A 24951-nucleotide genomic window follows, 5' to 3' on the forward strand; every position below is an offset into this window, starting at 1 on the left:
TGTGATTTCATTTTTTTATCTTTGGTACGGCGATGGAGTTCACTTTTAACTCTTCGGCACATCATTGTCTACCGAACTGATGACTCCTACATAAATTCATCATGCTTGGCAGCCCCTACTACCCTCGGGCGGCGGGAAGAATGAAACCTGATTTTTCAAAAATTGATAACTGAATACACAGGCGTCTTATGTTTCAATCTATTTTGATGGTAGGAGTTGGCGGTTTTGCCGGCAGTATCCTCCGCTACTTAATCTCCTATTATATTAACATATACAGCTCTTCCCAATTCCCTTTGGGTACCTTTGTCGTCAACCTGGCGGGCTCTTTTCTTATTGGGATTATTATTGCAGCTTCGCTAAATGAAAATATGAGTCAACAAACCCGGCTTTTGCTGGCCACCGGATTCTGTGGGGGTTTTACCACCTTTTCATCTTTTTCTTACGAATTCTTTTCCCTGCTCCAAAATGAACATACCGGCTATGCTTTCCTTTATGCCGGTGCCAGTTTTGCATTGGGGTTATTTTTTGTGTGGATGGGTTTTAGTTTGATAAAGGGCTAAGGTTCTAAAACTAAGAAGGTATCCGACTACAAATAGAGCAGGGACCCAATACATTGGGCCCCTGCAATTTTACTATAAATATGGTCTCCTCTATTTAAACTGCAGTACATTTGCAGGCGAACCACTTGGCAATGCTATATCCAACATAGTAGAAATAGTAGGCGCAATTTGTGGGATGACCGTCCGGCGACCGGTACTCCCCTGTGGCACATTCCATCCATAAAAAAGAAGCGGTACATGGGTATCATAGTTATAGGGCGAGCCATGCGAGGTCCCGGTAGGATAGCTGGAATCCAACCAGCCCGATTTTAACTGTATATATACATCGCCTGATCGGTCATACATAAAGCCGCGCTGATACATCGCCTGTTGTCCGATATTAAAACTTTTATACTGATAATTATGAGCGGTATTGGTGGACTTTACCCCTTCAAACTGGAGCAGAAAATCAGCCACGTTATCCTGTACTTCCTTAAGTGCTAACCCTTCACTGGATATCAACTCCCGATCCAAATAGATCTGTTGGTTTGTGTAATTCTCAATCCATTCTCCGGAACCATACGTATTATTCAAAAAGGATGACAGTTTATCGACAACAGCATCACTGTCAAAGTAGCCGCCCGGCAGGTTTTTATCCTTGAGTTCAGCAGGTACATCCACCACTCCATGATCAGACGTTAACATCACCATATAATTTCCCTTGCCAACCTTCTTATCAAGATAAGTAAGCAGGTCTGCCAAGTCACGATCAAGGCGCAGATAGGTATCCTGTAACTCAATGGAATGTGGACCGTATTGATGCCCCACATAATCAGTAGAAGAAAAACTTACGGCAAGAAAATCTGTTATTTTATCACTTCCCAACTCTTCATGCTGTACCGCTTCTTTAGCTAGCTCCTTTACCAGTGTATTACCAAAAGGCGATCCTTTTACGGCCCAATATTCATCTTCCGAATAGTCTCCCAGTTTATGAGGAAAAACCGGTTTTTCCTCATCCCCGGACGTGCCTTCATAGGGCGTATCATCGGGATTGCTCTCGGTATACTGCTCAATGGGCAGCAACGTATTCCAGGTTTTGTTGCTTAATTCTCGTGCTAAACCGTGCTCATTAAACTCTTTCAACCATGTTGGCAACTCCGACATATACCAAGAACTGCTCACAAAATATCCGTTCGTATCATCATACCAATAGGCTGCATCGCCCAGGTGACCGGCCGGTAATACTGCGCCCCGGTCTTTAATAGATATCGCTACTACTTTACTCTCTGAGCTGGCGGACTTAAGTTCGTCGGTTACCGTAGTACTCAATAAATTCTTTGGAGACATCTGTCCGGTATCCCCTTCAGTGCCTACCGGCTGTACTGTTGAATCTGCTACTACATACATATCATCATCTATAGAACGATCATACCAAGAGTTCCCGACGATCCCATTTACAGAAGGCGTTGTCCCGGTATAGACGGCAGCATGACCCGGACCGGTATAAGTGGGCACATAGTTAAAGTGATTGTTTGTAAAACTAAATCCTTTATTAACCAACCTTTTGAACCCGTCGTCTTCAAATTTATCCCAATACAAGGGCAAATAGTCGTAGCGCATCTGGTCAACAACAACTCCTACTACCAGCTTCGGGCGATCCGTTATTGAGCTCTTTGCATCCTGGTCTTGCGACCACCCCGTTTGAATTCCAATGAGTAAAATGAGAAGCGTAAGGCTAATGTTTTTCACGAGTTTCATGCTTATTTTGTTTTATCAAAATTTGATAACCAAAAGTAACTTCTTTTCGTTAAATATCGAATTATATTACTGTAAAATAATTTAAGTTTAGCTGTGTTATTAAAAGCTGTAATTCCATCAATCAGCGATAGGTAAAGAACAGCATTTTTAATACCTTTATAAATTATTGTTTGCAAATTTATACCATAACTGCCAAGTGACTAACGCCATAAAATATATATTCTTATTCACGCTTATTCTTGCTGTGGGCAGTGCTATATCTCAGCAAAATATGGCACAGTTTTATAATATTGGCAGTCCACAATCAGGTTCAAAAACGCTATGTCAACAACTCACCAACGGAAGCATCTCCAATCCTTCCGGAGACGTTGATCCCCTTTTTGAACATACTTCTAAATCGAATGCCGATAACGGTCAGCCTAAAACCATTACGAGCTGCAACTCATCGCTGAATATTCTTCCGGCGAAAAACAATTTTTCTTTTAATCCGGGAGAATATAAAATAAACATCAGCTTCCATAACGCCTTACTCTCCTCTCAAACATTTGTATTTCAAGAGCCCGATCCCCCTCGGCTTGGTTGATGTATACCCAATCCGGATGCTCTTATATCCGGTCGGTCTATCCTATTAAAAATCAGTAGTACTTTTGCAACACCTTGCCATAGGTTTGCGCTATTTGACCAATCATCCAATCAACCAAATTGAAATGCAGCAAATTCATCTATCTCACAAAAAGGCAGAAATCATCTTTCGAATCATGCTTAGCCTTATCTTTATCATAGCGGGTAGTAATCACTTGTTTGCGACTTCTGCCGTATCCCGTCGACTGCAAAACTCTGACCTGGGTACATGGCTTACTACTTATTTACCGCCTGAACTGCTGGTACTATTAGCAGGGATCGGATTAATAGTGGCAGGCTTTTTTCTTCTACTGGGATTTAAAACCCGCCTGGCGGAGTCTGTACTGTTACTTATCATCATTCCCATAACCATAGTCATACAACTTCAGGGTCTCCATACCCTGGGACCACTTTTTAAAAACATTGGTTTGATGGGTGCCCTCATCCATTTCATGGCTAATGGCAGCACTCATTATTCGACTGATCATTATCTGTCTAATGAGTAACCTTAACACGAAAAGAATTTATTGATTATGAAAACATACAATCTTCTATTACTCACACTTTTTCTACTTACTGGAACATTTATTCCATCACAAGCACAACCATCTGCATACGAAAACACTATTGCAGCAATACAATCAGATAAAAAAAACAACAACTATGCACTTCTTGTTCGTAACTACAATCATCTAAAAGCTGCTGTCAAAACCGTTGAGATGATGACCGAAGATAATCCAAATACTGTTAATAAGTTCGAAGTTATTATCTGCGGCAAAAAAATTACTGATATTCAGAAGCACCAACCATTGATTAAAAGAGCAAAACAAAAAGGTATCACCTTAACGGCCTGCGGAATGTCCATGAATAAGTTTTCAATGGATAAGGAAGAGTTGCCTAAAGGCATAGGTGTTGTACCAAATGGACTGATCCGAATCTTTAAATTACAAGATGACGGATATAAAACTATCACGCTTTAAAACAATACCAGATGCATTTATTAAAACAACGCAAAGAACTTATCTCTTTGATTGCAGTAGTTATCCTGCTTGGCATTGCTGCTCATGACCTGTTTAGCGAGCAACAGGATAACACTACAATCCTTAATTCCGGAAAAATGATTGATCCCACGACTATCAGTGGACGAGCAGCCTGTGAAGTACCAATCCCGGATATATCCAAACGAAAACAATCAGAACTATCCGCCTTCGAGGCAAAAGATTTTTTCAACTAACCGTTATTTTTGATTATGAATTTTCTTCGATTTTCAACACATATATTTTCTATAATCCCGGTAGCCCTGCTAATAATAGCATGCGGAGCCCCAAATAAAAAAGTCTCAGATAGCACTCAAACATCCAAAGGACAAACTGCAAACACCCAAGACTCATCTCAACAACAGTTTAAAGAAGCGCCAGATTTCACCCTCAAAACCATGAAGGGCGATACATTTACCCTTTCTGATCATAAAGGAAAGGTGGTGGTCCTTAATTTCTGGGCAACTTGGTGTGGCCCCTGCCGCGAAGAAATCCCCGATTTTATGGAGCTCTACAAAGAGATGAAAAACGACGGAGTACTATTTGTGGGCGTTTCACTCGACGACGAAGGCTGGGCCAAAGTTCGCCCCTATGCCAATGAAATGGACATAAATTATCCGATCATGGTTGACGACGACAATGTATCGCGCAAATATGGGCCCATTCGCGCCATTCCAACAACGTTAATCATCAACAAAAAAGGACAAGTGGAATATGTAGCACCCGGCATGCTGACAAAAGAAAAACTAAAGCCCATACTCACTAAATTAGCCAATCGGTAACCTATAATTTTTTATATCTGAACTATGACATCTACAGAAAAAAATAAAACATCAGGTTGGAAACGAAGCCTTATTGAATGGTCTGTTATTGGGGTTGTTATTGCCCTGCTCTATTTTACAGGCTGGCATACCGAAGTCTTAGGCACACTACAACGCGGCATGCTCTGGACCGGCCTCTTTGATGCCGATACCTCTCAGGTTACGACCACAGATGGGCCGGTATTAACCTCACAGGATTACCAGTTTGAACTGCTGCAAACCAATGGGAGCAGAACTAATCTCAGTAATTTTAAAGGCGATGTTATTTTCTTGAATGTATGGGCTTCGTGGTGCCCGCCCTGTGTAGCCGAGATGCCTACCATTGAAACGCTCTACAATGAAGTAAGTGACAATAAAAACATCCGCTTTATCTTACTTTCGATGGACCAAGAGCCGCAAAAGGCTGTTCAATTTATGCAGGGTAAAGAGTTTGATATGCCCTACTATTTTCCTGCTTCTAAACTTCCTGCTGAGTTTCAGAGTCAGTACTTACCTACGACATACGTAATCTCCAAAGAGGGGAAAATCATCTATAAGAAAGAAGGTATTGCTGACTACAGCGCCACCGTATTCATGCAATGGATAGAAGAGATGGCAGAAAGATAGCAACTTAACAGCTGTAGTGTTTATCAGCTGAGTTGTATATGCGAAGTGCCTTTTAATCTCTACTCTGCTCCCAAGTGTAGGTAGGTATAGAAATATTTGCCGGTACATTCGCCCAACCACACCCTCAGTATTCAGATGAACACTAGGCTTTCTAAACTCTATCCTTTTGTTCTACAACCATCGACGAACCTCTTGCAGGTATTCCCGATACTCATCCCCAAATTTTTCAAGTAACGCTTTTTCTTCTGGCTTAATCTGATATTTATTCAGATACCCTATAAACAGTGGTACACAGAAAAGGCTCAATATATTCTGTAGTACCAGGCTGTAGGCAACCAATAACAAAAGAAAAGCAACATACATCGGATTACGTGAAACCTTATAGACTCCCCCGGTGACAAGATTTGCGGCCTTATCGAGGTTCTGCGGATCTACAGAGGTTGTATTACGATAAAATTGATAGAGGCTCAATACTCCAAACAGCACTCCGATAGCCAGTATTATTTCTGCGATAATATTGTGCCACGGCAGCCCTAAAAAACCCACTTCATTGAAAAAATAATCGATACTCCACATTAGCCCTACAAATATTCCTGTTACTATCGCCGGCGGTATCTTGAGCTTCATCAATTAACTTACTCTTTATTCTCTTTAGGATTCCCTTTCCTAAAAGGCATCGTAAATAATCCCTTCACCTTTTTATCTTCACTTCTATCAAATTCATCAAGACCAATATGCAATGTTTTTAGCGGATTGTGAAGTCGAAATGTTTTTCCTATCCGATCCCAAAAAGAAAACAGGGAACTGTAATTAGAATCGGTTTCGGGTTGCCAACGTGAGTGGTGCACTTTATGCATGGCTGGTGTAACAATAATAGCTCGCAATATCTTATCTGCTTTTTCCGGCAATGCGATATCAGCATGATGAAACTGCACAACCGCAAACATCAATGTTTCATACAGCAACAGCTCCCAGAGGTATAACCCAATCAGCAATATTACTCCAATGCGAAGGCCCGAAGAAAAAATAATTTCTCCGGTATGAAACCGGCTGGCGGTGGTCACATCCATTTTATCATCGGCATGGTGCACACGGTGAAAACGCCATAGAAATGGAATCTTATGATTAATAACGTGCCAAAGGTACATCCAAAAGTCCATCAAAAATATTGCTCCAATGGTATGTGCCCAAGCTGGCATACCCAGCCAATTGAGTATCCCAAACTGATGTTCATACGCCCAATTTGAAGCCCATAGCCAGGTACCTACAAAAAATACCGAAATGATAAGTACATTCGTCAGGCCCAAAGCCATATTAGCCAGTAAGTGCTTACTCTTTTCTTTGAGCGAGCCGTTAAAGAAATCAAAAAACGGATGGGCTTGTTCCAGCATCATCAGAATAATAAGACCAATGACAGCAGCCAGAACCTGAGACTGCTCCATTAAATTAATAAGTGCCTGCATAATGTTGTATTAAACTCAAGGATAAACTGTTAATCATCATAAGAAACAACTAAATTTCATTTGATCAAATATCCCATTACTGTGTTAAGAAACTCAATAACATGAAAACAGAAGCAGAAGCTAAAAAGTTTTGGAATGAACGCTATTCAGGTAATCACTTTGTGTACGGCAAACATCCCAATACATTTTTTAAACAACAGCTGGATAAACTGCCGACCGGCAAACTACTTATGCCAGCTGAAGGAGAAGGTAGAAATGCGGTATATGCCGCTGAACAAGGCTGGTCGGTAACAGCTTTTGATGTAAGTTCCAAAGCGCAGAAAAAAGCGCTGGAACTTGCTAAGCGTCATCACGTAGCTATTACTTACGAGGTAAATACTTTCCAGGATTTTTCATTTGAACCCAATAGCTTTGATGCTATCGGTTTTATCTATGCTCATATTCATGAGTCATTACGTCGTGAACTGCATCGAAAATTTATCAAAGCTTTGAAACCAGGTGGCACACTACTGCTTGAGGCATTTTCAAAAGAGCAACTGGAGAATAACTCCGGCGGTCCCGGTACTCTTGAAATGCTTTACTCCAAAGAAGAACTCCTAACAGATTTTAAATCCCTGGATACCAGCATAGCCGAATCACTTGAGGTAACTCTTTCAGAAGGAGATCATCACAAGGGACAAGCAAATATTATTCGCATTATAGCCCAAAAACCCGGTAACTAAACTAAGCTCGGTACTACTCACTTTCAAAGCCACCATCCACCAGCTGCTGGTAACCGCCTACATTATAGACATTCTTGAAGCCGTATTTTTTCATCAGCTTAAGAGACTTTCCGCTCCGGTTACCCGACCGACAATACAGGTAGTAGGTTTTATCTTTATCAAGTGAGTCGAGCTGAGCCTCAAACTCTCCGCTCAAATAATCATACTGATAATCAACTCTTGCAATATGACCCGCATCGTACTCTTCCTGGGTTCGAACATCTATTACGATACCACCTTTCTGATCAAGTTCTTTTCGAAATTCACTGGGATCCAATCTGTTATCAGATGACGACGATTCATTGCCACATGCTTGTAGCATCAAAAAGCCTAATAGAGCAACTAATCCGATCGAAACTATTCGTTTAATCATAATTAAATAAGTATTAGATTAACATATAAATCTATTCTGTTTCAAATCCAGCTTTTGCCAAATCCTGAAACCCTCCTACATTATACACATTTTCAAAGCCTTTTTTGTTCATAATGTGGGCTGCTTTTCCGCTTCTGTTACCCGATCGGCAATACAAAAAATAGGTCTCATTCTTATCCAGCTTATCTAACTGCTGTTGGAACTCCCCGGAGATAACATCAAAGTTATGATCTGCCTGCTTTAGATGCCCCTGTTTATATTCATCAGCAGTACGTACATCAATAATAGTTCCGGATTCATTTTTCATTTTCTCTTTAAAACCCTCCGGTGAGAGCACCTCTTGGGCATTTTTCTGGGAAAGATAAAAAAGGCCAAATGCCACTACTAAAAGTATAATTACTATTAACGCTGTATTCATTTTCAGTTATAATTGTTTAACGCTTTACAAAACCAGTTGTCATTGCAAACAAAGTGACGGTTTTTAAAGCCTTCTTGTTGTAATTAAACGTTCCTAAATATTCATATAGCTGATATAACCGCCCATCAGAATGAGAAATACGGCAAATCCTTTTTTTAATTTTTTGTTGGAAATCTTGCTGGATACTTTTTTTCCAACCAGACTGCCCACGGCACCAATCAAGCTAAACACAAGAATCAGTTCCCAGTTCATCGACATATCCAGCTCGGCCAACACCTCCACATATTTATAAAAGCCACTAAAGCTCTTCAGGGCAATAATTAACAAGCTGGTGCCCACCGCCAGGCTCATGGGCAATCCGCCCAGCAGTACAAGTGCCGGAACAATAAGAAAACCGCCGCCGACCCCGACTAAACCTGTTAAGATTCCTACTGCCAAACCTTCAATGATAATTTTCCACCAGGCGTGGGTGACCTTTGGCTCACCGTCAATGTGAATGCGCTCCTTGTTATCTCTGAACATCATAACGGCTGCTACAATCATCACAAGAGCAAACAGAAGCAGTTGAAAAGTGCCCGTCACATAACCGGCAATAATAGCTCCTCCATAGGTACCGGCCATTCCCGGTAGCCCAAAAAGGATAACACTTCTCCAGTGCACCTGCTTCTTTAACGCATAGGGAATAAATCCTGCAAAGCTGATAGCCCCAACGATGCCGAGGGATTCTGCAATAGCTACTTTCTCGGGTTCATCGGCCAGATAAATAAGTACCGGGACCGTCAAAATTGAGCCGCCGGAACCCAACAGGCCCAGGGATAACCCAACCAGTAACGCCCCAATCCAAGATAAAATCATATCGCCTACCTATGTATTAGAGGCCGGGGATTCCCCGACCCAAGCAATTCCTATTATTGTGCAGCAGCTTTATCTTTTTTATCAGCGTACTTGTGCTCCCAGTTTTCGTAATCATCGTCAACCCATTGCACATCAAAGCCTTCTTTATCAAGCAGACCGCTTGCATACGAGGCACGTCCCCCTGCGGCACAATGGACCAGCAGCTGTTTATCTTTTGGTAGTTTGTCCAGCTCATCTGCAAGACGGGTGTGCGCAATATTTATCGCATCCGGTAGATGGCCCTCCGCATATTCTGTTGCTTTCCGAACATCAAGTACAATACTATCATTAGCTTGCCGATGCTCTTCAACAGCATCAAAATCAATTGTCTCAATGGAAGTTAGAGATCCATCCCAATCACGCAACATCCGGGGTGTTACATACCCTTCGATGTTATCGAGACCTACGCGAATTAAATCGCGAACCGCTTCTTCCAGATTATCTTCTTCAATAACAAGATACAGATCCGCATCGGCATCGGCATAAGAACCGGCAATGGTATTAAAACTTCCGTTAAATACCGCCAGTAGAGATCCCTCCAGATGCCCTTCCATATACTCGGCAGCCTCCCGTGTATCCACAATAAGACCACCGGTATTTACTATTTCGGAAACACTCATTTTTGGGGGATTGGGAAGCGTACCCAACACTACGGGTCCTTCTTTATTTACTTTCTTCATCCGTCCAAAGTAAAGTGGCGGCTCGGGCTGCCCATCCAACACAAAATCGACAAACTCATTTTCAGTAGTTGCTGCATTAAAGGCCGGGCTAAAGCGCAACTCATACCCTACCGTTGATTCCGGAACCGAACCGAGTGCCTTTCCACAGGCACTGCCCGAGCCGTGTGCAGGCCAAACCTGTAAGTATTCGGGCAAACTTTTAAACTGAACTACCGATTGATACAATGCCTTGGCGGCAGGCTTCATTGCCCCTTCTTGGCCGGCAGCAGTTTCCAGAAGGTCCGGGCGCCCGACATCACCGACAAATACAAAATCACCGGTCAATATTCCCATCGGCTCATCGGCCGCCGCGCCGTCAGTTAATAAAAAACTAACCGACTCAGGAGTATGACCCGGCGTATGGATAACATCAAACTTAATGTTGCCCAGGCTAAACGAATCACCATCCGTAACTAATTCATAATTGTAATCACTGTCTAAAAGCCACTCATACTTCCAATCCTTATCTCCTTCATCGGAGGCATAAACCGTTACTCCTCGCTCAGCAAACTCCCGCAAGCCCGACACATAATCCGCATGAATATGGGTATCTGTAGCAGCGGTAATGGTAAGCCCTTCACTTTCCGCTAATTCATAATATTGATCGATATCTCGCATCGGATCTACAATAATGGCATCTCCCGATGCCTGACATCCAATGAGATACGAATACTGTGCTAACTTTTTATCAAATAACTGTTTAAAAAACATATTGTGACTCCGTTTACAATAGTGTTATTAAAATTGCTGTTTTCATTTCAGTGCCCGACTCAATGCGGCAGCCTTGGACGTAATAATCCATATACCCATGTGCCCAATATAGCGCTGACGATAGGCACGATCATAATTTCATACCCGGCTCCGGCCAAGGTGAATAGCGGACCCGGACAAGCACCCGTTAGGGCCCAACCGATACCAAATAACGTTCCTCCGGCCAAGTATCGTACTACCTGTGATGAATCCTTCGGCGGAATGGTGATAGGCGTACCGGTACTATCTTTGAGCTCCCACTTTTTTATCAGTTGAATTGAAATCATCGCTACTATAATAGCTGACCCGATAATACCGTACATGTGAAAAGCATCGAACCGAAACATCTCTTGTATTCGGAACCATGAGATAACTTCGGACTTGACCAATACAAAACCAAAGAACAGTCCGGCAAGTAAGTATTTAAGATAATTCTTCAACATAATTACTGCTATATACCTATCGTCTGTTTAAAGTATCAGTGGAAAGATCACATGGGTGATAAACAGGCCACCGATAAAGAAGCCTATCACTGCCAGCAGGGAGGCCAGTTGTAAATTTGAAATACCGGTGATCGCATGACCCGAGGTACAGCCCCCGGCATAGCGAGCACCAAATCCAACAAAAAAGCCACCTATAACCATAACAATAAGGCCATTAACCGTGCTAAGACTTTCCCAACTAAATAATTCATTCGGCATCATGCCGGTGAAATCTGATATCCCGAGAAACTGCAACTCTTTTACCGTTTGCTGTGACAGATCTATGGGCTCGGGATTATTAAAAACCCAACCGGCCAAAAAACCACCAATTACAGTACCACTAATAAAAATCAGGTTCCAGAGTCCTTTCTCTTTCCAGTTGTATCGAAAGAACTCAATTTTCCCCGGCATACAAGCGGCACAAACGTGACGCAGGTTTGATGAGACTCCAAATGTTTTACTACCCAATAAAAGTAATACCGGTACAATCAACCCAATCATGGGCCCGGCTATATACCACGGCCAGGGTTGCTGTAATAGTTCTAGCATGCTGTGCCTACTCGTTATTTATATTCTACTATTTATACCAATTTAAAGGTATGCAAAAGTAGCGCATTGACGCCAGCCTGTCAATACAAGTATGCACAAATAATCTTTGATATCTCAAAGCAATCAAAATAGATCTCCTACTTAACATCAATAGCGGGAGCGTCCCGCTCGTACTATATTACACCACGCCTGCTATCGACTTCGGCAAGGAGGATATTTATGATTTAAAATTCAGTCGCTGAACTCCCCGTCTTACTAACACCCCTCCCGCTTCGCGGCACTCCCCTCGAGGGGAGATAAAAGGTAGTATATATAATGATATTGCTTTTAACTTTTAACCCAACGGCTGTAATGCTGTTACTAACTCAATCTTCTCAAAATGAAGTCTCCCTCCATGCCTGCAGGGAGGGAACAAGGGTGGGTCAGCCGAGCACGAGCAGAACGACGTGGCAATCTCCCAGAATCGATTAGTTGATGTGTAAAGGGGTGCTCTTCAGATACTATGTAAGCTAAAAAAAGGAGACTGCCGCGGTCTTCCGGAAAATCGCCGGAATCCCTCGCAGTGACACTGCTTTTATTTTTAAAAGCAACATTGGCATTAGCACAAAAAAATGCCAAATAAACAGATGATATTTCTCAGCCGGTCAATTTTTTCTGGTTCCGATGCTCTGCGTCGGAACCAGATAAAGCGATACGCTTGCGCGATGAGGAATTTGTACTGCGAAGGCATCGCGGCAGAGCTACAATACACCCTTCAGCCACACCCCCATTTTCCAGGAATTCATGAGAGAGAATTAGATTGGGAATCTGCCTCTTTCTCAACACCTATTCCCACCTTGGCCAATATCTGTTCGGCCAGGCACCAATTAGTAAATGAGGATTGAAATAAATTTAACCCTACAAACAGGGTAAATAAAAACCAGTACGGACTCATAAAGTAACCCAGGATTACACTGATCGTTACAAAAGCACCCGCCAATCGGCGAATGACTTTTTCCATGGGCCGCATGATGCTACAACTTTGATTCGATTGATTCATTATTTATTACTTTTAATTAATTATAAATTAGTGCGACTATACTGCTTTATCCACATTAAGCGAATATGCATGCAGTGGATTTTGTTTTTCTGCACCAGTCTCTTTGTTATACGCTTTTACTTCATCGATAACTCGCTTCACACACTCCTCATTCTGGATGGAGAAAAACAGCGATGAATAGACACCGTGGTCGCCGCCCGCAAACCAGTTTGTGATCTCCGGCTGATGTTTATCGGTTCGAAAACCGTGCACCTCGGTTTCGCTGTAAATTGGTACCTTCTGTCGTGCTAAAATCTTGCGAACGTCATCGGTGTATTCTTCGATACTAAGTATGATTAATAACTTCATAATGTGATGTTTTTGTTTATTGATATTCACGACCGGCTATCACAATCTCCATACCCGGCTCTGACACCTGCTTAAGCTTACGTTTGTTCTCCTTTGAGTTCCTTCACTTTGTTCTCTACCATAAAGTAGATCAGCGGTACCATCACGAGCGTAAGTGCTGTTGATGCCACGGCTCCCCCCATCAACGAAATCGCCAATCCCTGAAAAATGGGATCAAACAATATTACTACTGCACCAATCACAACGGTACCGGCAGTAAGGATAATAGGCATACTTCGCACGGCCCCGGCTTCGATAACCGCTTGTTTAAGCGGTTCACCATCGTCAAGCCGTATATTGATAAAGTCGATTAATAACACGGAGTTACGCACCATAATACCGGCCAGGGCAATCATACCAATCATAGATGTGGCCGTAAAGAAGGCGCCCAACACCCAGTGACCCACGAGGATACCGATCAACGAAAGCGGGATAGCAATCATCATAATAATAGGCACTTTGAAATCCTGGAACCATCCGATGATCAGCATGTATATGATCACCAGCACAATGGCAAAAGCAATTCCCAAATCACGGAATACTTCGTAGGTAATCTGCCATTCGCCGTCCCATTTCAGGGTATAGTCCTCTGTCATAAACGGCTGTCCGGCAAAGATCTGTGATAGATTATAGCCTTTGGGCATATCAATATTATCGATCTCTTCGCCGGTGTCGAGCAAGGCATAAACCGGACTTTCAATTTCACCGGCAACTTCAGCCAGCACATACGTTACGCGCCGTTGGTTTTTGCGATGGATACTGGATTCGAGTGTATCTTTGCTCATAGTCACCAGATCAGCTACAGGTATCATCGTCCCTGCCGCCGATTTCATATGCAACTGTTTAAGTTTTTCGATATCAGAGCGATCAGCCTTGGGCAACTTCACCGTGATAGACACATCGTTCAGTTCAGTTTCGCTATAAAGACGTGATACATCCTTTCCACGAAGCGCCATCGTTACGGTCTGCACCACCTGCTTGGATGAGATACCCGACATCATTGCTTTTTCGGTGTTTACATCCAGCTTGTACTTAGTCTGCGGTGCTTCGACCATCCAGTCTACATCGACGATACCTTCCGTTTTTTCGAAAATATCTTTCACCTGACTACCGACCCGCTTACGCCCATCGGTATCGGGACCGTAAACTTCAGCTACAATCGTAGATTGTACCGGCGGTCCGGGGGGCACCTCAACAACTTTGACGTTGGCGTTATATTTTTCGCCCACCTTTTGAACCATGGGACGCAACCGTTTGGCAATAGCGTGACTTTGATCGCTTCGCTCTCCTTTATCGATCAGGTTCAGCTGGATATCCGCCACATTAGATCCTTTTCGCAGGTCGTAATGTCGTACAAGCCCGTTAAAATTAATAGGCGCATTATCACCGGCATAAATCTGGTAGTCCTTAATTTCAGGCACATCCTTTAAACTTAAGCCCACTTCTCGAGCAACCGCATTGGTCCGCTCCAGCGTAGTGCCTTCCGGCATATCAATGATAAGCTGCACCTCATTTTTATTATCGAACGGTAACATTTTCACCTCTACCATTCGGAAGATGAACAATAGCATAGAAGCAAACAGCAACACTGTTACTCCACCGATAAACATCCAGCGTTTAGAGATACTTTCCAGCAGCGGATTCATCGTACGCTCATACCATTTATAAATGAATGTTTCTTTAAGGTCATACTCTTTGTCCTCTCCATGTTCATCTTTCTCTGTATTACCGTGTGGCAGTAGAATGTAAGCCAACCACGGAGTAATAATAAGAGCAACAATCAAAGAAAAAATCATCGCCAGCGAAGCACCTATTGGCATGGGACTCATATAAGGGCCCATCAATCCCGATACAAAAGCCATTGGCAATACCGCCGAAATCACGGTAAATGTTGCCAATATAGTTGGATTCCCGACCTCGCTGATCGAGGCAATAGCTGCCTGTTTGAGCGGGAGTTTCTTCATCTTAAAGTGCCTGTGCATGTTCTCGGCGATAATAATGGAGTCATCGACCACAATACCCGTCACAAAAACCAGCGCAAAGAGTGTAATCCGGTTTAGGGTATAGCCAAACATGTAATACAGAAAGAGGGTAAGCGCAAAGGTTACCGGCACCGACAGGAATACAACTAATCCACCGCGCCAGCCCAATGCAAGAGCCACAACAAAAGTCACAGCCAAAATAGCAACCAGCAAATGCTCAAGGAGCGATAATACCTTGGCTGAAGCGGTCTCCCCATAATTTCGAGTAGTAGTAACATTTACATCAGCCGGAATTAAGCTACCATCAAGCTTGTCTACTTTTCTTTCAATCTGCTCGGCGATATTCATTGCATCTGCACCGGACCGTTTGGCTACAGAAATGGTCACCGCGGGATATGATTCACCCGCATTTAGGCCAGACTGTTGAGCTTTTTGATGGCCAACCCCGTACGACACATATTCCGAGGGCTCCTCCGGCCCGTCACGGATCTCAGCGATGCTGTGCAAATAGATCGGATCTCCATTTTGTACATCTACAACAACGTTCCGCACTTCTTCGGCGGATTTAAAAAAGTCTCCGGTATCTACCAAGTACTCGGTATCGTTATTGCTAAATGATCCGGACGAAAGCTCTTGGTTTGCTGCCTGTATTTGTCCGACCACCTGCATCGGGTCTATACCATAAGAGGTCATTTTATTCTTGTCCAGATTCACCGCGACCTGTCGGGTACGTCCGCCGTGGATATCGGTCTGCGCCACATCCTCGATCTGTTTGATATCCAAGGCCATTTCATCGGCCACCCGGCGCAAATCAAAATCGCTGTATTTATCGCTCCATAATGTCAATGTCATTATTGGAACATCATCGATGGAACGGGTTTTAACCATGGGTTGGGTCGCCCCCTCTGGAAAGCGATCCATATTTTTCATGATCTCATTATAGAGACGAACCAGACTGCGCTCTACATCTTCACCAACGTAAAATCGCGCCGATACCATCGCCTGGTCGGGCATGGATGTGGAATATACATATTCTACGCCTTCAATATTTGAGAGTACCTTCTCCAGCGGTATTGCAATACGTTTTTCCACTTCCTCTGGCGTTGCCCCGGGATAGCCCACAAAAATATCGGCCATCGGCACATCAATTTGCGGTTCTTCTTCGCGCGGAGTCAGATACGTTCCGTAAAAACCCAGCGCCAGAAACACAATCATCAACAAGGGCGTCAACTTTGAGTCGATAAACCCTTGCGCTACTTTTCCTGCAATTCCAGTTTTCATAATGGTATTACTAAATAATTTGTATTTACTGCGTACTTACTTTTCGACCTTCGCGTAGCGGCTGATCAATCGAAGCCACATACAACTCACCTTCCGATAAGCCCGATAAAATTTCTATACCGTTAGCACTTTCATCGCCAAGACGAACCCAGCGAAGTACTATCTCCGAGTTATCATTCAGCGTATATAAACCGGTCAGTTGTCCACGTTCAACAATGGCAGACTTAGGCACGACGATTGCTCGATCACCCTCCGTTACCAAACCGACCTGGGCAAACATCCCAGACTTTATGCCTGAATCCTTGTCCAACTCCGGCAACATCACCTCAACAGCAAACTGTCGGCTACCGCGATTACCGGCCTGGTTAATGCTTTTAACCACTCCAATACCATCGTTGTAGCCGACTGCTTTTATATCTACTGAAACGGTATCATCATAACTGAATAATGAAATATTACTCTCGGGAACCGTTATATTCACTTTCATTATCCCCTCCTGTTCAAGAGCAATAATAGGTTGTCCCGGTGAGGCCATATCTCCTTCCGAAACCATCTTTGAGATCACATAACCGTTAAAAGGTGCCGTTAACCTGGTATAGTCGAGCATGTCTTCCACTTCCTGAAGCTTACTCTCCAGCATTTGCACTTTGGCCTTGGCCATCTCGTACTGCGTGGAAATATCATCCAGCTCCTTTTGAGTAGCACTTTCCTGCTCATACAGATTCTTAATACGGTTATAATTGGTCTCCGTATTACTCAGGGCCGCCTTTGCTTCAATTAAACTTGATTCAACCTGATTCATCTGTGCCTGCAGATTGTCATCTTTAATCTGAATCAACACATCCCCCTTGCTGACGTAATCCCCTTCTTCAACTTCCAGCTGGGCGATACGTCCCATCACTTTGGTACTCATGTTGATTGTACGATCACTGCTTACCGTCCCGGAAAAGCGGTGTGATGCCGTTCCCTGCACATATTCTGCAGTTTGTGTATCTACCGTTATAGGTTGATCTTCTGCGGGCTTCTCACTTTCAGAAGAGCTGCACGAAATCCCCACCAACATTAGCACTGCAAGTGCCGATAATAGTCTTCCTGATATATTCATAATTCTATATTTCATTGTTCTATTTGTTTTGTTGTTAAAATCTTATGAGAAAATTAGTAGGGCATTTCACGCTCAAGCAGCAACTCCAATGTTGCCACACTTAAATTGTATTGATAGAGTGCATTTAATCGCTGCAGTTTACTTTGGAGCAGCTTGGTTTCAGCCTGTAGCAGATCAGTCGTTTTTTCCATCCCCTGCTCATAACGATTATTCCGGATACGAAAATCTTCATCTGCCTGCTCTACTGATGCCTCAGCAAATTTGAGTTGTTCCTGCGCCTGACCAAGTGAGCGTTGGGCCTGCTGAATCTCCATCTTATTCTTGAAAAGACTACTTTCGTAAGCCAACTCGGCCTTTTTGTACTGGGCTTTGGATTCCATAACCTTGCCTACATTTTTGAACCCTTTAAACAGATCCCACTTTAGCGTAGCCCCAATCATATAACTGTCGCCCTGCGTACCGAAGAGCACTTCATCATTAAATTCGTAGCTGCCAAACAGGTTTATACTGGGGACAAAATTGAACTTTGAGGATCGCTGCATCTCTTTCGCAGCCGACATCCGGTACTTCATAGCCTCAATTTTAGCATTCGTTGTATTCTCAGGATCAATCATATCATCCGAAATGCCAGGGCGCATCTGCAGGCTGTCTGTAGCTACAATCCTGATATCCTCATCGATATTCAGCAAATAGCGAAAATTATCTTGTACGGTTTTTCGCTGATCTCGAACCTTTGACTGCCTGCTTTTGAGCTCTAACACGCGGACTTTCGCTGCCAAATAATCGGCCTTATTAATCATATCCTGTTCGTAATAGTTCTTGGCCTGACGTTCATTTTCGCGTGCCATTTCAAGCGACTTCGTAATAACCTGATCCTGCTTCTCCATTAACTGAAGCTGGTAATAGGTATCTTTCACTTGGTAGCGGACATGCTGAATAGTCCCTTCCATCTGCTTTTTTGCGGCTTCCAACTGATTTTTAACCGCCCTGCGCTGAAAAATCGCATCCGCATTAAAAAGCGGTTGTTGCGCCTTAAAAGTAGTAGTAAAGTTATCGTAGACATCGGGGTCGTTTAGCCGTGTTGGATTAAAATCGGCCTGTGTTACCGCTTCCTGCTTTAACTTAAACCCGAAAACATTCAGCGGATCATTCGTTGAGATACCTGTCTCCTCTATAGAAAGCTGCGGCAAAAATACAGCATTGGTCTGCCGATACTGTGAGCGGACCATCTCCATATCGGCCTCCGCCATTCGAATCTCAAAGCTGGCCTCTTCGGTAATGGCAAGCGCTTCCTGAAGATTTATCTCCCGAATATTCGGTGTATCATTAGCATTAGACTGTGCCAGTACCGACTGAGTAATAAAAAGTAACAGTACTGCAAAGAGCGGCCAGACTTTATTTATTCTTTGAATTTTCATTTTCACTTATTGTTGGTTAAATATTTCTGTGTCCACTTATTCGCAATCGCAAGTTCCCATAACTAATTACATTGCGAAATAGGAGATACCCCTACAGCCTATCAATTACTTTTTGCAAGCTTGAACGAACTTGATCCGCAATAGGATGTAGCCCCTCATTTTCTACGGCTTGCATAGAAGCTACCGGATTAACAGCCGACACCTCTACTTGACCGTCGTCATGTTCTTCGACAATTACATTACAAGGAAGCATTACTCCTATTTTGTCTTCGGCAGTTAACGCTTTGTGGGCAAACTCAGGATTGCAAGCACCCAAGATGCGGTACTTCTTAAAGTCCACATCCAGCTTTTTCTTAAGTGTTTCCTTCACATCGATCTCGGTAAGTATTCCAAAACCCTCTTCTTGCAGAAGTCCTGTGATCGTTTCAATTGCTTCTTCAAATGATCCGTCAATATTCTTTGCGTAAAAGTATTCCATAACTGTATTGGTTGGTTTGATTTATCTGGCATCAATATAGCCACCCCCGCCCTACTTGTCAATACAAGTTAATACATATTAGTAATATTTCCGATATACACAATCTATATGGCCTTAAAATCGGCTTAATTACACTATAATGCCCTATTTCAAGCAATACAACACAATACAACTTGTATTAACAGGTATTTGTCTGAATAGTTTTTATTCAGTAGATTAGTATCAAAAGAAATTGCAGAAGATCTACCTATGGACTTAAAAGAAGGAATTCCGTTACACAAACAGATTAGCGACTGGATTAAGAATCAAATTGAAAGGGGAACGCTTGAAGAAAACGAAAAGCTACCCTCCGAAAATGAACTCAGTAATAAGTTCGATGTTAGTCGAGTAACCGTTCGACGGGCATTACAAACTTTGGAAAACGATCAGCTTATTTATCGTTGCCAGGGCCTTGGCTCTTTTGTTACTGATCAGCGCACCCATCAGTCATTTTCCATTTTAAATGATTTCACCGAAGAACTGGCCGGCTCGGGATTAAAACCGAGCTCAAAACTGATCTCTTTTGAGCAACAAGATATATCTGGACAAAAAGATTTACTCTCATACCTGGGAATTCAGAATAAAGAGATAGCCGTAAAAATTGAGCGTGTTCGTCTTGGTGATAATTCGCCCATTGCCTATGACATAACCTGGATGCCGGTCTTTTACGGCCAACTCATTGAAAGCTATGACCTGGAGCAAACAACCATTTTCGCTATCCTGGAAGAAGAGTTCGATATCCCCATAGAAAGAGGATGCTATCGTATTGAAGCGACCTTAGCCGATGAAACATTGGCCCAACACCTGCAGGTAGATCAACAAACACCCCTATTGCAGATTAATCGAATATCGTACACTATTGGTGACAAGCCGGTTTATTTTCAAAAACGGTTCTATCGAAATGACAAAATGGTATTTGAACTTATGGCCGAACGCCATAAAGAATCTACCGGCGATAATAGCGAAGTTTTAGCCTCGAAAGAGTTTACTCCTGTTTTTCGTGATAGCAACTAATGACTTTACCTAATCTCTAATAAATAACAAGAGGTATCAATTATGAAGAAGAACATGGGCACCCTAGATCGCGTTATTCGAACACTCTTAGCCTTATTGGTAGGTGTATTATACTTTACCAATATCATCTCCGGAACTACTGCTGTGATACTGGGCGTTCTCGCTTTGGTCTTTTTATTAACAAGTTTAATTAGCACCTGCCCGCTGTATATCCCATTCGGGCTCTCAACAAAAAAGGACTAGCCAACAACCAATACTTTTATTTCTGAGCAGGCAAATAATATTTGCCTGCTTTTTTTATTATAAACATGCTTTTTGATTAAAATATTTATCCCTTACGGCTTAACAAATATTAAAAAAATTTTACCTATTCATTTTTTATCAATACACTATATAACCTAAAGTAACTGTAGAGAACCCCATAAGTGAGATTTTTGGCAACCCAACAGAGTGACATACCTCTTTCAACGTTAAAAATCACGTTAATCTACGTGGTTATTGCTACACTTTGGATTGCCTTTACCGATCGTATTTTGGAATCATTTATTTCTGATCCCCGATACCTTTCCACCATGCAAACATATAAAGGTGGGATATATATCTTGCTGACTGCAGTTGGGCTGTTTTATCTTATTAAAAAACATGACCGGCAGCTAGCTACAAAAGAGGAAGAAATTGAAGAACTATCAGAGAAGTTCTCCCTGGAAAAAGAACTCTCAGATATGTTAATCAAGAAAATTCCAGTATTGATTAATATATATGATCCTGATCTCGAAGAATTTAGAATCAATGAAGAGTTCGAAAAAATAAGCGGATGGAAAAATAATGAAATCAATAAAATCGATTTTATGGAAGCCTGTTTTCCTGACTTCGACCTCCGTAAAGAGGCGGCTGAATTTATGGACAGCCCCGGCCTGGGTTGGCAAGAGTTTCCACTTACTACCAAGTCGGGCGAACAGGTTCCTACCTCATGGACCAACATAAAGTTAACGGATGACACGTCGGTAGGCATCGGCATTGATATGACCGAAATAAAAGCATCGCAGGCCAAAGTAAGAGAATCACGAAAATTACTTCGCAAAATATTCGAAAGCCTGGAAGAAAGCGTTCTACTGCTGGAACCGGAGAACTGGACCATTGTTGACTGTAATAAAAGTACTGAAAAAATATTTGGCTACCCTGCCGGCAAATTAATAGGAAAATCCACAAGACAACTCCATGTTAATGAGGCCGCATACAAGGAGTTCAATGAACTTGGTCGGGAACACCTTGACAAAGAAGGAATTTTCAAAACAGAGTTCAAAATGAAACGGAAAAATGGAGAGGTTTTTTTCTCCGATCATACCGTTTCACTGGTATATAATGAAGAGGGGGAGATTGATAAAATTGTCAGTACCATACGCGATATTAATGCACAAAAAGAATACCAGCAAAGAATGGAGGCGCAAAATGATTTCATATCAATTACCCTCCAAAACCTGCCGATAGGAGTAGCTGTTAATACCATCAGCGATGGAGAAACCAATTTTATTAACGATCAATTCAGCAACATCTATGGCTGGCCTAAAGAGGTACTGAAAGATGTAGATAGTTTTTTTGACCATGTTTATCAAGATGAACAGTACCGCGAGAAAATGCGCGAACAGGTAATGGCGGATCTAAATAGCGGCAATCCCGAACAAATGAGCTGGAAGGGGATTCGTGTCACTACCCAAGATAGAACTGTAAAATACGTAGATAACAAAGCCATTCCTCTGTATGAACAAAACCTGATGATTTCTACCGTAGTTGACGTCACAGAACAGAAAAAACTTGAGCAACAACTCCGGCAATCAGAGGAGAAATATCGGCATATGTTTAAGAAAAACCCTGAACCTATGTGGATATTCAATCCCGAAAACCTGGCTTTTGTTGAGGTCAATGAAGCTGCGGTGAAACATTATGGCTACTCCGAAGAGGAGTTCTTAAATATGACGATCGCTGATATTCGTCCTCCTGAAGATATAGAACCATTAAAAAAAGATGTCGAAGAGCATACTGGAGTTGCATCCTATTCTGAAAATTGGGTTCACCTTAAAAAAGATGGGAGCCGCATTAATGTTAAGGTTTCGGCCGCAGATGTTAACTATAACAACCATACCTATCGGTTGGTCCTTATTAATGACATTACCAGGCAGAAAAAACTAAAAGAACAGCTTCGAAAAAGTAAGGAGCGTATCCAGACCATTACAAACAATGTCCCGGGGGTTGTCTATCGCTATATACTTCATCCTGATGGAACAGATGAATTTAAATATATCAGTAAAGGTGCAAAAAAAATATGGGGCTACTCCCGGGAAAAAATAGAAGCTAATAATGATTTAATATGGAATAATATACACCCGGAGGATTTAGCTGAAATAGAACAAGCTATTCAGGAATCAGCAGAAAGCCTCACGGAATGGAATCTGGAAGGGCGCATTATTAAACCTGATGGTACTACGCGTTGGCATAAAGGCACCGCCATTCCGCACAAAGATGAGGAAGAAAATATAGTGTGGGATGCTATAACTATTGATATCACCGATCAAAAGCGATTACAAAACAAGATCATACAATCAATTATTGAGGGAGAAGACCGGGAGCGTAAACGTATTGCACGGGAACTGCATGATGGGCTGGGCCAGTACCTGGTAGCAGCGAATATGAACTTTCAATCTGTTAAACCCCAAATTGGACAACTACCTAAAAAACGAGAACAACAGTTTAATACCGGGCTTTCTCATTTATCGAAAGCCCTCTCAGAAACCCGGACTATTGCACATAATTTAATGCCCAAAGCTATTGCCGACTATGGACTTATTGCAGCACTTGAAAACCTGATCAATGATCTTAAAACAAGCACTGATATTAACTTTGAATTTCAACACAACCAAAACAGACTTGATCTTTCGCCCAAGGCAGAAGTAAATATCTACCGTATTATTCAAGAAATTATTTCTAATGCAGTCCGTCATGCGCAATGCTCTAACATCTCTGTTTCTTTGAATCGATATGACGAATTCTTGCGTTTAATTATAGAAGATGACGGTATTGGCATTGAGCTTACCGACAAACATGAAGACCAAGGATTAGGTTTGCGAAGTATTAAAACACGGGTAAACAGCTTGGATGGTTCCCTAGATATCGAATCGGAACCCGGTGCAGGCATAAAAACAACAATCACTTTTTCGGAAATTGACAAACTAACTGACAAATAAAAAATGGGTAGTATTAATATCCTTCTTGTTGATGATCATGATATTGTACGTGATGGAATTCGATTACTCTTGGAAGATGAAATAGGATTCAACATTATAGCCGAAGCTGAAAATGGCCAAGAAGCCATTCAAGCCTGCGAAGACTATGATATCCAATTTGTCATCATGGATATAAACATGCCAAAAATGGATGGCATAGAAGCTACTCACAAGATTAAAGAACAGTATCCCGATATTAAAATACTCGCCCTTACTATGATGGATGAGGATGAGCACATTCGTAATATGATTGAGGCGGGGGCTTCAGGATATATTTTAAAAAGCTCTGACAAAGCTGAGCTTGTAGATGCCATTACCACCATTCTTGACGGGCGCCACTACTTTAGTGAAGATGCTACCCAACGGGTCATGATGGATCTTGTCAAAAGCAGTGGACCAAACAAAAAGAGAGATCCTGCTAATATTACCGAACGAGAACATGAAGTGCTGGAACTCATCGTTAAAGAATATACCAACCAACAGATTGCTGACGAGTTTCATATCAGTATCCGTACCGTTGATGCCCACCGACGCAACCTGCTTCAAAAAACCGGGGCTAAGAACACAGCGGGCTTAGTCACCTACGCGATCAAGCATGATCTCGTAGAATTAGAGTAGAACCTTCTTATTGATGGCGACTAGGCGAAAACACCTATATCAAATTTAGGTGGATTATGCGATACTTCTGCTCCCCTAAAAATAGTAGATTGGGTTTAAGATACAACGGACAGTTTCTTATGAACATTCTGCTATTAGGCCCAGACGGCTCCATTACCCATACAATTTTTGAGATGCTAGACTCTATTGAGGAGTGGCATATAGAACACCATACCTTCAAAAATGGATCTACAGACCTCACAATTCCCCTCAAGCTGAAAAACGCTTCATATGATGTTATATCAGTGAATTTGAACGGTTTTTCTAAACCTTCCAAAAAAGTAGTTCGTAAAATCTCTTCGACATATCCGGATGTTCCCCTCCTTGTCTTCGACTCATACAGCCAATCATTTTTGATAAAACCCTTACTAAAGGTGGGGGCAAACGGTTACCTTCAGGTAGGTGCAAGTGAAGGCAAACTTATTGAAGCATTAAAAAAAGTGGCTGACGGTCAACGATATATATTCTCGGAATCTACCTAG

28 protein-coding genes and 1 riboswitch are annotated in these 24951 nt (G+C 42.3%); of the genes, 13 read left to right on the forward strand and 15 right to left on the reverse strand.

From position 1 onward, the window contains the following. Positions 1–19: 19 nt before the first annotated feature. Positions 20–96: riboswitch (Fluoride riboswitch) on the forward strand. A gap of 92 nt (positions 97–188) precedes the next feature. Next, the gene (gene crcB, locus G3569_RS04780; RefSeq protein ID WP_165266621.1) at positions 189–560 is read left to right on the forward strand and encodes a fluoride efflux transporter CrcB; all 372 of its coding nucleotides are present in this window, start codon (positions 189–191) and stop codon (positions 558–560) included. A 90-nt stretch (positions 561–650) separates the two neighbouring features. On the opposite strand, the gene pafA is transcribed toward crcB, so the two are convergent. Then, positions 651–2297 carry an alkaline phosphatase PafA gene (pafA, locus tag G3569_RS04785; protein ID WP_165266623.1) on the reverse strand — a complete coding sequence of 549 codons (1647 nt, stop codon included), beginning with the start codon at positions 2295–2297 and terminating at the stop codon, positions 651–653. 271 nt (positions 2298–2568) lie between these two features. On the opposite strand from pafA, the gene G3569_RS04790 reads away from it, so the two are divergent. The 6 genes from G3569_RS04790 to G3569_RS04815 all read left to right on the forward strand — a co-directional run bounded on the left by G3569_RS04790 (position 2569) and on the right by G3569_RS04815 (position 5382). Continuing rightward, entirely contained in the window at positions 2569–2880 is a 312-nt protein-coding gene (locus G3569_RS04790; protein ID WP_165266624.1) for a hypothetical protein, read from the forward strand. 124 nt (positions 2881–3004) lie between these two features. Next, entirely contained in the window at positions 3005–3424 is a 420-nt protein-coding gene (locus G3569_RS04795) for a DoxX family protein (RefSeq protein ID WP_165266625.1), read from the forward strand. A gap of 27 nt (positions 3425–3451) precedes the next feature. Beyond that, positions 3452–3898, forward strand: coding sequence for a DsrE family protein (locus tag G3569_RS04800; protein WP_165266626.1), 447 nt, complete (start codon positions 3452–3454; stop codon positions 3896–3898). A gap of 11 nt (positions 3899–3909) precedes the next feature. Beyond that, complete coding sequence (locus tag G3569_RS04805; protein ID WP_165266627.1) at positions 3910–4152, forward strand: hypothetical protein; 243 nt, start codon at positions 3910–3912, stop codon at positions 4150–4152. Between the two features lie 15 nt (positions 4153–4167). Beyond that, entirely contained in the window at positions 4168–4737 is a 570-nt protein-coding gene (locus G3569_RS04810) for a TlpA disulfide reductase family protein (RefSeq protein WP_165266628.1), read from the forward strand. 24 nt (positions 4738–4761) lie between these two features. Then, positions 4762–5382, forward strand: coding sequence for a TlpA family protein disulfide reductase (locus tag G3569_RS04815; protein WP_165266629.1), 621 nt, complete (start codon positions 4762–4764; stop codon positions 5380–5382). Between the two features lie 171 nt (positions 5383–5553). Here the strand turns inward: G3569_RS04815 and G3569_RS04820 are convergent, their stop codons facing one another. After that, on the reverse strand, positions 5554–6009 hold the full coding sequence (locus G3569_RS04820) for a methyltransferase family protein (RefSeq protein ID WP_165266630.1): 456 nt from the start codon (positions 6007–6009) through the stop codon (positions 5554–5556). Between the two features lie 8 nt (positions 6010–6017). Continuing rightward, on the reverse strand, positions 6018–6845 hold the full coding sequence (locus G3569_RS04825; protein ID WP_165266632.1) for a sterol desaturase family protein: 828 nt from the start codon (positions 6843–6845) through the stop codon (positions 6018–6020). Positions 6846–6946: 101 nt separating this feature from the next. Between G3569_RS04825 and G3569_RS04830 the strand changes: the two genes are divergently transcribed. Next, positions 6947–7567, forward strand: a complete 621-nt coding sequence (locus G3569_RS04830; RefSeq protein WP_165266633.1) for a class I SAM-dependent methyltransferase — start codon at positions 6947–6949, stop codon at positions 7565–7567. Positions 7568–7580: 13 nt separating this feature from the next. Here the strand turns inward: G3569_RS04830 and G3569_RS04835 are convergent, their stop codons facing one another. The 12 genes from G3569_RS04835 to G3569_RS04890 form a co-directional block, all read right to left on the reverse strand. Next, the gene (locus tag G3569_RS04835; protein ID WP_205720038.1) at positions 7581–7979 is read right to left on the reverse strand and encodes a rhodanese-like domain-containing protein; all 399 of its coding nucleotides are present in this window, start codon (positions 7977–7979) and stop codon (positions 7581–7583) included. Between the two features lie 31 nt (positions 7980–8010). Next, positions 8011–8397: a rhodanese-like domain-containing protein gene (locus tag G3569_RS04840; RefSeq protein WP_165266635.1), complete on the reverse strand. Its 387-nt coding sequence runs from the start codon at positions 8395–8397 to the stop codon at positions 8011–8013. A 93-nt stretch (positions 8398–8490) separates the two neighbouring features. Continuing rightward, complete coding sequence (locus G3569_RS04845; protein WP_165266637.1) at positions 8491–9252, reverse strand: sulfite exporter TauE/SafE family protein; 762 nt, start codon at positions 9250–9252, stop codon at positions 8491–8493. Positions 9253–9305: 53 nt separating this feature from the next. Further along, on the reverse strand, positions 9306–10721 hold the full coding sequence (locus G3569_RS04850) for an MBL fold metallo-hydrolase (RefSeq protein WP_165266639.1): 1416 nt from the start codon (positions 10719–10721) through the stop codon (positions 9306–9308). A 59-nt stretch (positions 10722–10780) separates the two neighbouring features. Beyond that, on the reverse strand, positions 10781–11203 hold the full coding sequence (locus G3569_RS04855) for a DUF6691 family protein (protein ID WP_165266641.1): 423 nt from the start codon (positions 11201–11203) through the stop codon (positions 10781–10783). Positions 11204–11230: 27 nt separating this feature from the next. Next, complete coding sequence (locus G3569_RS04860) at positions 11231–11791, reverse strand: YeeE/YedE family protein (RefSeq protein WP_165266643.1); 561 nt, start codon at positions 11789–11791, stop codon at positions 11231–11233. 781 nt (positions 11792–12572) lie between these two features. Beyond that, positions 12573–12830, reverse strand: coding sequence for a YgaP family membrane protein (locus G3569_RS04865; protein WP_205720039.1), 258 nt, complete (start codon positions 12828–12830; stop codon positions 12573–12575). A 36-nt stretch (positions 12831–12866) separates the two neighbouring features. Then, positions 12867–13178 (reverse strand): hypothetical protein, encoded by a 312-nt coding sequence (locus G3569_RS04870; protein WP_165266645.1) that lies wholly within the window; start codon positions 13176–13178, stop codon positions 12867–12869. Positions 13179–13255: 77 nt separating this feature from the next. Beyond that, positions 13256–16480 carry an efflux RND transporter permease subunit gene (locus G3569_RS04875; protein WP_165266647.1) on the reverse strand — a complete coding sequence of 1075 codons (3225 nt, stop codon included), beginning with the start codon at positions 16478–16480 and terminating at the stop codon, positions 13256–13258. A 25-nt stretch (positions 16481–16505) separates the two neighbouring features. After that, positions 16506–17600 carry an efflux RND transporter periplasmic adaptor subunit gene (locus G3569_RS04880; RefSeq protein ID WP_165266648.1) on the reverse strand — a complete coding sequence of 365 codons (1095 nt, stop codon included), beginning with the start codon at positions 17598–17600 and terminating at the stop codon, positions 16506–16508. Between the two features lie 38 nt (positions 17601–17638). Beyond that, the gene (locus tag G3569_RS04885) at positions 17639–19003 is read right to left on the reverse strand and encodes a TolC family protein (RefSeq protein ID WP_165266650.1); all 1365 of its coding nucleotides are present in this window, start codon (positions 19001–19003) and stop codon (positions 17639–17641) included. A 91-nt stretch (positions 19004–19094) separates the two neighbouring features. Then, entirely contained in the window at positions 19095–19481 is a 387-nt protein-coding gene (locus tag G3569_RS04890) for a DUF302 domain-containing protein (protein WP_165266652.1), read from the reverse strand. Between the two features lie 249 nt (positions 19482–19730). Here G3569_RS04890 and G3569_RS04895 point away from each other — a divergent pair, with 249 nt between their 5' ends. The 5 genes from G3569_RS04895 to G3569_RS04915 all read left to right on the forward strand — a co-directional run bounded on the left by G3569_RS04895 (position 19731) and on the right by G3569_RS04915 (position 24951). Beyond that, positions 19731–20534: a GntR family transcriptional regulator gene (locus tag G3569_RS04895; RefSeq protein ID WP_165266654.1), complete on the forward strand. Its 804-nt coding sequence runs from the start codon at positions 19731–19733 to the stop codon at positions 20532–20534. A 42-nt stretch (positions 20535–20576) separates the two neighbouring features. Beyond that, positions 20577–20777, forward strand: a complete 201-nt coding sequence (locus G3569_RS04900) for a YgaP family membrane protein (RefSeq protein WP_165266656.1) — start codon at positions 20577–20579, stop codon at positions 20775–20777. Positions 20778–20968: 191 nt separating this feature from the next. Next, positions 20969–23773 (forward strand): sensor histidine kinase, encoded by a 2805-nt coding sequence (locus G3569_RS04905; RefSeq protein WP_165266658.1) that lies wholly within the window; start codon positions 20969–20971, stop codon positions 23771–23773. 3 nt (positions 23774–23776) lie between these two features. Continuing rightward, entirely contained in the window at positions 23777–24430 is a 654-nt protein-coding gene (locus G3569_RS04910; protein ID WP_165266660.1) for a response regulator transcription factor, read from the forward strand. A 119-nt stretch (positions 24431–24549) separates the two neighbouring features. Beyond that, positions 24550–24951: a response regulator gene (locus G3569_RS04915; protein ID WP_165266662.1), complete on the forward strand. Its 402-nt coding sequence runs from the start codon at positions 24550–24552 to the stop codon at positions 24949–24951.

Source organism: Fodinibius halophilus (genome assembly GCF_011059105.1).
GTDB lineage: Bacteria > Bacteroidota > Rhodothermia > Balneolales > Balneolaceae > Fodinibius > Fodinibius halophilus.

What these genes read in the sequence shown, in the direction of transcription:
- G3569_RS04820 (WP_165266630.1), bottom strand. Translation starts at nt 6,009, where the DNA reads ATGAAGCTCAAGATACCGCCGGCGATAGTAACAGGAATATTTGTAGGG.
- G3569_RS04865 (WP_205720039.1), bottom strand. Translation starts at nt 12,830, where the DNA reads ATGAATCAATCGAATCAAAGTTGTAGCATCATGCGGCCCATGGAAAAA.
- G3569_RS04855 (WP_165266641.1), bottom strand. Translation starts at nt 11,203, where the DNA reads ATGTTGAAGAATTATCTTAAATACTTACTTGCCGGACTGTTCTTTGGT.
- G3569_RS04825 (WP_165266632.1), bottom strand. Translation starts at nt 6,845, where the DNA reads ATGCAGGCACTTATTAATTTAATGGAGCAGTCTCAGGTTCTGGCTGCT.
- G3569_RS04840 (WP_165266635.1), bottom strand. Translation starts at nt 8,397, where the DNA reads ATGAATACAGCGTTAATAGTAATTATACTTTTAGTAGTGGCATTTGGC.
- G3569_RS04885 (WP_165266650.1), bottom strand. Translation starts at nt 19,003, where the DNA reads ATGAAAATTCAAAGAATAAATAAAGTCTGGCCGCTCTTTGCAGTACTG.
- G3569_RS04830 (WP_165266633.1), top strand. Translation starts at nt 6,947, where the DNA reads ATGAAAACAGAAGCAGAAGCTAAAAAGTTTTGGAATGAACGCTATTCA.
- G3569_RS04890 (WP_165266652.1), bottom strand. Translation starts at nt 19,481, where the DNA reads ATGGAATACTTTTACGCAAAGAATATTGACGGATCATTTGAAGAAGCA.
- G3569_RS04795 (WP_165266625.1), top strand. Translation starts at nt 3,005, where the DNA reads ATGCAGCAAATTCATCTATCTCACAAAAAGGCAGAAATCATCTTTCGA.
- G3569_RS04895 (WP_165266654.1), top strand. Translation starts at nt 19,731, where the DNA reads ATGGACTTAAAAGAAGGAATTCCGTTACACAAACAGATTAGCGACTGG.
- G3569_RS04900 (WP_165266656.1), top strand. Translation starts at nt 20,577, where the DNA reads ATGAAGAAGAACATGGGCACCCTAGATCGCGTTATTCGAACACTCTTA.
- G3569_RS04910 (WP_165266660.1), top strand. Translation starts at nt 23,777, where the DNA reads ATGGGTAGTATTAATATCCTTCTTGTTGATGATCATGATATTGTACGT.
- G3569_RS04805 (WP_165266627.1), top strand. Translation starts at nt 3,910, where the DNA reads ATGCATTTATTAAAACAACGCAAAGAACTTATCTCTTTGATTGCAGTA.
- G3569_RS04835 (WP_205720038.1), bottom strand. Translation starts at nt 7,979, where the DNA reads ATGATTAAACGAATAGTTTCGATCGGATTAGTTGCTCTATTAGGCTTT.
- G3569_RS04850 (WP_165266639.1), bottom strand. Translation starts at nt 10,721, where the DNA reads ATGTTTTTTAAACAGTTATTTGATAAAAAGTTAGCACAGTATTCGTAT.
- pafA (WP_165266623.1), bottom strand. Translation starts at nt 2,297, where the DNA reads ATGAAACTCGTGAAAAACATTAGCCTTACGCTTCTCATTTTACTCATT.
- G3569_RS04875 (WP_165266647.1), bottom strand. Translation starts at nt 16,480, where the DNA reads ATGAAAACTGGAATTGCAGGAAAAGTAGCGCAAGGGTTTATCGACTCA.
- G3569_RS04815 (WP_165266629.1), top strand. Translation starts at nt 4,762, where the DNA reads ATGACATCTACAGAAAAAAATAAAACATCAGGTTGGAAACGAAGCCTT.
- G3569_RS04810 (WP_165266628.1), top strand. Translation starts at nt 4,168, where the DNA reads ATGAATTTTCTTCGATTTTCAACACATATATTTTCTATAATCCCGGTA.
- G3569_RS04790 (WP_165266624.1), top strand. Translation starts at nt 2,569, where the DNA reads ATGGCACAGTTTTATAATATTGGCAGTCCACAATCAGGTTCAAAAACG.
- G3569_RS04800 (WP_165266626.1), top strand. Translation starts at nt 3,452, where the DNA reads ATGAAAACATACAATCTTCTATTACTCACACTTTTTCTACTTACTGGA.
- G3569_RS04860 (WP_165266643.1), bottom strand. Translation starts at nt 11,791, where the DNA reads ATGCTAGAACTATTACAGCAACCCTGGCCGTGGTATATAGCCGGGCCC.
- crcB (WP_165266621.1), top strand. Translation starts at nt 189, where the DNA reads ATGTTTCAATCTATTTTGATGGTAGGAGTTGGCGGTTTTGCCGGCAGT.
- G3569_RS04845 (WP_165266637.1), bottom strand. Translation starts at nt 9,252, where the DNA reads ATGATTTTATCTTGGATTGGGGCGTTACTGGTTGGGTTATCCCTGGGC.
- G3569_RS04880 (WP_165266648.1), bottom strand. Translation starts at nt 17,600, where the DNA reads ATGAAATATAGAATTATGAATATATCAGGAAGACTATTATCGGCACTT.
- G3569_RS04915 (WP_165266662.1), top strand. Translation starts at nt 24,550, where the DNA reads ATGAACATTCTGCTATTAGGCCCAGACGGCTCCATTACCCATACAATT.
- G3569_RS04870 (WP_165266645.1), bottom strand. Translation starts at nt 13,178, where the DNA reads ATGAAGTTATTAATCATACTTAGTATCGAAGAATACACCGATGACGTT.